The organism is Actibacterium sp. (assembly GCF_041584535.1).
Classification (GTDB): Bacteria; Pseudomonadota; Alphaproteobacteria; order Rhodobacterales; family Rhodobacteraceae; genus Actibacterium_D.
The window spans coordinates 1-5,673 of record NZ_JBFHDW010000172.1 but is presented as its reverse complement, the minus strand read 5'-3'; the positions used below and the strand labels follow the sequence as shown (position 1 = coordinate 5,673).

Here is a 5,673-nt window from a genome sequence, read left to right as displayed (position 1 = left end):
GGGTCGAGGTGTCGCCCAGCGCCTCATGCTCATTGGCGGCGATCTTGCGCAGGATGCGGCGCATGATCTTGCCGGAGCGGGTCTTCGGCAGCCCCGGCGCCCATTGGATCAGATCCGGCGAGGCGATCGGGCCGATATCCTTGCGGACCCACTGCACCAGCTCCTTGCGCAATTCCTCGGTGGGCTGCTCGCCGGCGTTCAGGGTGACATAGGCATAGATGCCCTGGCCCTTGATGTCGTGCGGGTAGCCGACCACGGCGGCCTCGGAGACCTTGGGGTGCGCGACGAGGGCGCTTTCGACCTCGGCCGTGCCCATCCGGTGGCCCGAGACGTTGATCACGTCATCCACGCGCCCGGTGATCCAGTAATCGCCGTCGGCGTCGCGGCGGCAGCCGTCGCCGGTGAAGTAGTAGCCCTTGTAGTCGCTGAAGTAGGTCTTCACGAAGCGCTCGTGATCGCCCCAGCAGGTGCGCATCTGGCCGGGCCAGCTGTCCTTGATGCAGAGCACGCCCTCGGCCTCGGTCGTGGTGATCTCCTTGCCGCTTGTCGCGTCCAGGATCACCGGCTGCACGCCGAAGAACGGCAGCGTGGCCGATCCGGGCTTGGTCGGGATGGCGCCGGGCAGGGGCGTCAGCAGATGGCCGCCGGTCTCGGTCTGCCACCAGGTGTCCACGATCGGACATTTGCCCTTGCCGACCACGTCATTGTACCAGTTCCAGGCCTCGGGGTTGATCGGCTCGCCCACGGTGCCAAGGATACGCAGGCTGGACAGGTCGCATTTTTCCACGAACGAGTTGCCCTGACCCATCAGCGCGCGCAGCGCGGTGGGGGCGGTGTAGAACTGGTTGACCTTGTGCTTTTCGCAGACTTCCCAGAACCGGCTGGCATCCGGATAGGTCGGAACGCCTTCGAACATGACCGAGGTCGCGCCATTGGCCAGCGGGCCATAGACGATATACGAGTGGCCGGTCACCCAACCCACGTCAGCGGTGCACCAGTAGATGTCGCCTTCGTGATAATCGAACACGTATTCATGGGTCATTGCGGCAAACAGCAGATAGCCGCCGGTGCAATGCACGACGCCTTTCGGCTGGCCGGTCGAACCCGAGGTATACAGGATGAACAGCGGGTCTTCGGCGTTCATCTCGGCCGGTGTGCTGTAATCGTCAGCTTCCAGCGCCATTTCGTTATAGTCATAGTCGCGGCCGTCGATCCAGGTGGTCTGACCACCGGTGCGCTTGACCACAAGGCATTTCACTGTGTCCTTGCAGTGCAGCAGGGCGGCATCGGCATTCGATTTCAGCGGGGTCTTGCGGCCACCGCGCGGGGCTTCGTCCGCAACGATCACGACCTTCGCGTCCGAGCCGTTGATCCGGGCGGCCAGTGCGTCGGGGGAGAAACCCGCGAACACGATCGAGTGGATGGCGCCGATACGGGCACAGGCCAGCATCGCATAGGCGGCCTCGGGGATCATCGGCAGATACAGAACGACGCGGTCGCCCTTGCGCACGCCCATGTCTTCCAGAATGTTGGCCATCTTACAGACGCTTTTGTGCAGCGCCTTGTAGGTGATGTGCTGGGCTTCTTCGTTCGGATCATCGGGTTCAAAGATGATCGCGGTCTGGTCGCCACGGGTTTCCAGATGGCGGTCGATACAGTTGGCCGCGACGTTCAGCGTGCCGTCTTCGAACCACTTGATCGAGACCTCACCCGGTTTGAACGACGTGTTCTTGACCTTGGTGTAGGGCTTGATCCAGTCCAGACGCTTGCCATGCTCCCCCCAGAACGCATCGGGATCACTGATCGATGCAGCATACATTTCGTCATATTTCGCAGCGTCGATATGGGCGTGAGCCACCACGTCGGCGCTGGGCGGATAGGTATTGTCACTCATGGGTCATCTCCCCCGATTCATGAGACTTTATAGATTTTATAAGACGTGCCCGGGCCGGACCCCGGGCACATCATTTGTTAGATTGCCAGATATTCGGCGCGCAGTTCTTCGTTCTCCAAGACTTCTGCGGCCGTGCCGTCAAAGACGATCTGACCAATGTCGAGAATAACGGCTCGGTCTGCCAATTCCAGTGCCCTGACGGCATTTTGCTCAACAATTACGGTCGTAATGCCCTGTTCCTTAATATGGATCAGGGTTTTCTCGATCTCGTCCACGATAACCGGGGCCAGACCTTCGTAAGGTTCGTCCAACAGCAGAACCTTGATGTCCCGCGCCAGTGCCCGCGCGATGGCCAGCATCTGCTGTTCGCCGCCCGAAAGGGTCACGCCCTCTTGCTTGCGGCGCTCGCCCAGACGCGGGAACAGTTCATAAAGACGTTCCAGCGACCAGCCGATCGGCGGCGCGATCTGCGCCAGCTGCAGGTTCTCTTCGACGGTCAGGCCGGGGATGATCCGCCGGTCTTCGGGAACCAGAGCCATGCCGACTGCCGAAGCCTCGTACGACTTCATCAGGTGCAGCGGCTGGTGGTCCAGCCAGATTTCGCCAGCCGTGGCTTGCGGGCTGTCCAGACGGGCGATGGCCCGCAGGGTCGAGGTTTTCCCGGCGCCGTTCCGGCCCAGAAGGGCAAGGATCTCGCCCTCGTGGACGTTGAACGACACGCCCTGCACGATATAGCTTTCACCATAATAGGCATGCAGATCCCACACCGACAGATAGGCCGGTGCGGTGGTCGCCACGTTTGCGTTCTTGGTAAAGTCAGGTTTGACGTTCATAGCGTTTCCTTTCCGCGCACCTTAGTGGGCTTCGCCAAGATAGGCTTCCCGCACTTTCGGATGACCTTTGATATTTTCCGGCACGTCTTCGACCAGGGGCGTGCCCTGTGCCAAAACCGTGATCCGGTCGGCCAGCGAGAACACGACGTGCATGTCGTGTTCGATGATCGCCATGGTGATATCGCGCTTTTCCTTGATCTCCTTCAGAAGGTCGATCGTGTTGTTGGTATCAGCGCGCGCCATACCTGCGGTCGGTTCGTCAAGCAGCAGCAGCCGCGGCTCCTGCACCAGACACATCGCCATTTCCAGACGGCGTTTGTCGCCCCGCGACATGGCCGACGCGATCATGTTCCGCTTGTCAGCCATTTTCACGTCTTCCAGCATCTGCATGGCTTTTTCAGCCATTTCCTTGTTGCTGGCGACCGACTGAATCGCGTTCAGCTTGAACGCGCCGTCCTGACGGGCGAAGCAGGGGATCAGCACGTTTTCCATGACCGAGAGATCGGCAAAGATCTCGGGGGTCTGGAACACGCGGGAAATCCCCATCTGGTTGATCTCATACGGCTTGCGACCCAGCACCGACTGACCGTCGAACATCACCGACCCGGTGTCCGGGATCAGCTTGCCGACAAGACAGTTCAGCAGCGTGGATTTACCAGCCCCGTTGGGGCCGATAATCGCGTGCACGGTGTTCTGGTGAACCGACAGGTTCACGTCGCTCAAGGCTTGCAGGCCGCCGAAGCGTTTGCCCACACCTTTGACATCAAGGATACCCATAATCAGTTCTCCTTATTCGGCCACATGGGGCGTTTCTTTGGGGTGATGCTCGGGGTCTTTGCCGCCATCGCCGCCTTTGCTTTTCAGGCGGGCGCGAATGCGGTTGCCGCCTTCCATCAGGCCGCCGGGCAGGAAGATCACGACCAGCATGAACATCAGGCCCAAGGTCAGGTGCCAGCCGTCGCCGGTAAAGCGCGACAGAACCCAGACGACGAAATCTTCGACGCCACCGGGCAACCACGAGAACCAGTCATGCAGGACGTTTTCGTTGATCTTCGAGAAGATGTTCTCGAAATACTTGATCGCGCCCGCGCCCAGAATCGGACCCAGCAACGTGCCGGCGCCGCCGAGAATGGTCATGATCACCACCTCGCCCGAAGCCGTCCACTGCATCCGCTCTGCACCCGCCAGCGGGTCCATCGAGGCCAGCAGACCACCGGCCAGACCGGCATACATGCCCGAGATCACGAACGCCGCCAAAGTGTAGGGGCGGGTGTTCAGGCCGGTATAGTTCATCCGGGTCTGGTTGGTTTTCACCGCGCGCAGCATCATGCCGAACGGCGACCGGAAGATGCGGATCGCGACATAGAACGATGCCAGCATGATGATGGCGCACAGGTAATACCCGACGTTGAACTGGAAGTCCCACGGCCCGATCACCAGCTCATAGGTCGAGCGCATTTCGGCGCCGAACAGATTGGTCACCGGAATCGAACCGTCCGCAGCCGCCTGAGTGCCCAGAATACGCGGGTCTTTCAGGGTGATCTGCAGACCGGTCTCACCGTTGGTGATCGGCGTCAGAACCGAATAGGCCAGGTTGAACGACATCTGCGCGAAGGCCAGCGTCAGGATCGAAAAGTAAATCCCAGAACGCCGCAGCGACACAAAGCCGATCAGCAGGCTGAACACCCCGGCGACGATGACGCTGAGGATGATCGCGGGCAGCACGTTCATGCTGAGCAGCTTGAACATCCACACCGCGGAATAGGACCCCACACCCAGGAACGCGGCGTGACCGAAGGACAGATAGCCGGTCAGGCCGAACAGGATGTTAAAGCCGATGGCGAAAATCCCGAAGATCACGAAACGCTGCATCAAGTCGGGATAACCCGCGTTGAATTGCGCCAGACCGCTACCGGTCGGGAAAGGGTTCAGGATGAAGGGGGCAGCGAACGCAAGGATCGCCACCACAATCATCAGTGTCTTGTCATGTTTTTCTAGACCGAACATTGCTTACTCCTCCATCACGCCTTTGCGACCCATAAGGCCACGGGGCCGGGTCAGCAGGATGATGATCGCAACCACATAGATGATGATCTGGTCGATCCCGGGCAGCAGGCCCTTGATCGCGTTCATCGAAGCGAAACTTTCCAGAATGCCAAGCATGAAGCCCGCCAGAACGGCGCCCGGCAGACTGCCCATGCCGCCGACGACGACGACGACGAAGCTGAGCACAAGGAAATCCATACCCATGTGATAGTTTGGAGAGTTGATCGGCGTGTACATCACACCCGCCAGACCGGCGACGGCGGCAGCAATGCCGAACATCAGGGTAAAGCGGCGGTCGATGTTGATACCCAGCAGACCAACGGTTTCACGGTCGGCCATACCGGCGCGCACGACCATCCCGAAGGTGGTGAACTGCAGGAAGGCGAAAACCAGACCGATGATGATGGCTGCAAAGAAGAAATAGATCATGCGCCAGATCGGATAGATCACCACGTTCGGGTCCATACCGATCAGAATGCCCAGATCGGCCGAGCCCTTGAACGCCTCGGGGGCGGGGGTCGGGATCGGGTTCGCGCCGAAGAAGTGCTTGATGACTTCCTGCAGAACGATGGCCAGACCGAAGGTCACAAGGATCTGGTCGGCATGCGGGCGTTTGTAGAAATGCTTGATCAGGCCGCGTTCCATCGCAAAGCCGACGCCGATCATGATCGGAATGGCAAAAATGATGGACAAGGGCACTGCCCAGTCGATCAGGGTCCCACCGACATCGGGGCCAAACCAACCCTCAAGATAGGGGGTTTTGACCATCATCGGGTTGCCGAGAAAGTCTTTTCTGGTCGGGTCAACCACCTCGAACGAGAGGTTGAACAGCTTGCTGAGTGTAACCGCGCAGAACGCGCCCAGCATGAAAATCGCACCGTGAGCAAAGTTCACAACGCC

General features: G+C 59.9%; 5 protein-coding genes. All 5 read right to left on the bottom strand.

The features are described 5' to 3' along the window. Positions 1-1,894: acetate--CoA ligase (gene acs / locus ABYW26_RS09515; protein ID WP_372604577.1), on the bottom strand; the 1,894-nt coding region annotated here is incomplete at its 3' end. Between the two features lie 77 nt (positions 1,895-1,971). Continuing rightward, a complete protein-coding gene (locus tag ABYW26_RS09510; protein WP_372604576.1) occupies positions 1,972-2,727 on the bottom strand; it encodes an ABC transporter ATP-binding protein in 756 nt (251 codons plus the stop codon). A 21-nt stretch (positions 2,728-2,748) separates the two neighbouring features. Continuing rightward, complete coding sequence (locus ABYW26_RS09505; protein ID WP_372604574.1) at positions 2,749-3,504, bottom strand: ABC transporter ATP-binding protein; 756 nt, start codon at positions 3,502-3,504, stop codon at positions 2,749-2,751. A 12-nt stretch (positions 3,505-3,516) separates the two neighbouring features. Then, positions 3,517-4,734: a branched-chain amino acid ABC transporter permease gene (locus tag ABYW26_RS09500; RefSeq protein WP_372604572.1), complete on the bottom strand. Its 1,218-nt coding sequence runs from the start codon at positions 4,732-4,734 to the stop codon at positions 3,517-3,519. A 3-nt stretch (positions 4,735-4,737) separates the two neighbouring features. Then, the coding region (locus tag ABYW26_RS09495; protein ID WP_372604570.1) for a branched-chain amino acid ABC transporter permease at positions 4,738-5,673 on the bottom strand (936 nt) is incomplete at its 5' end.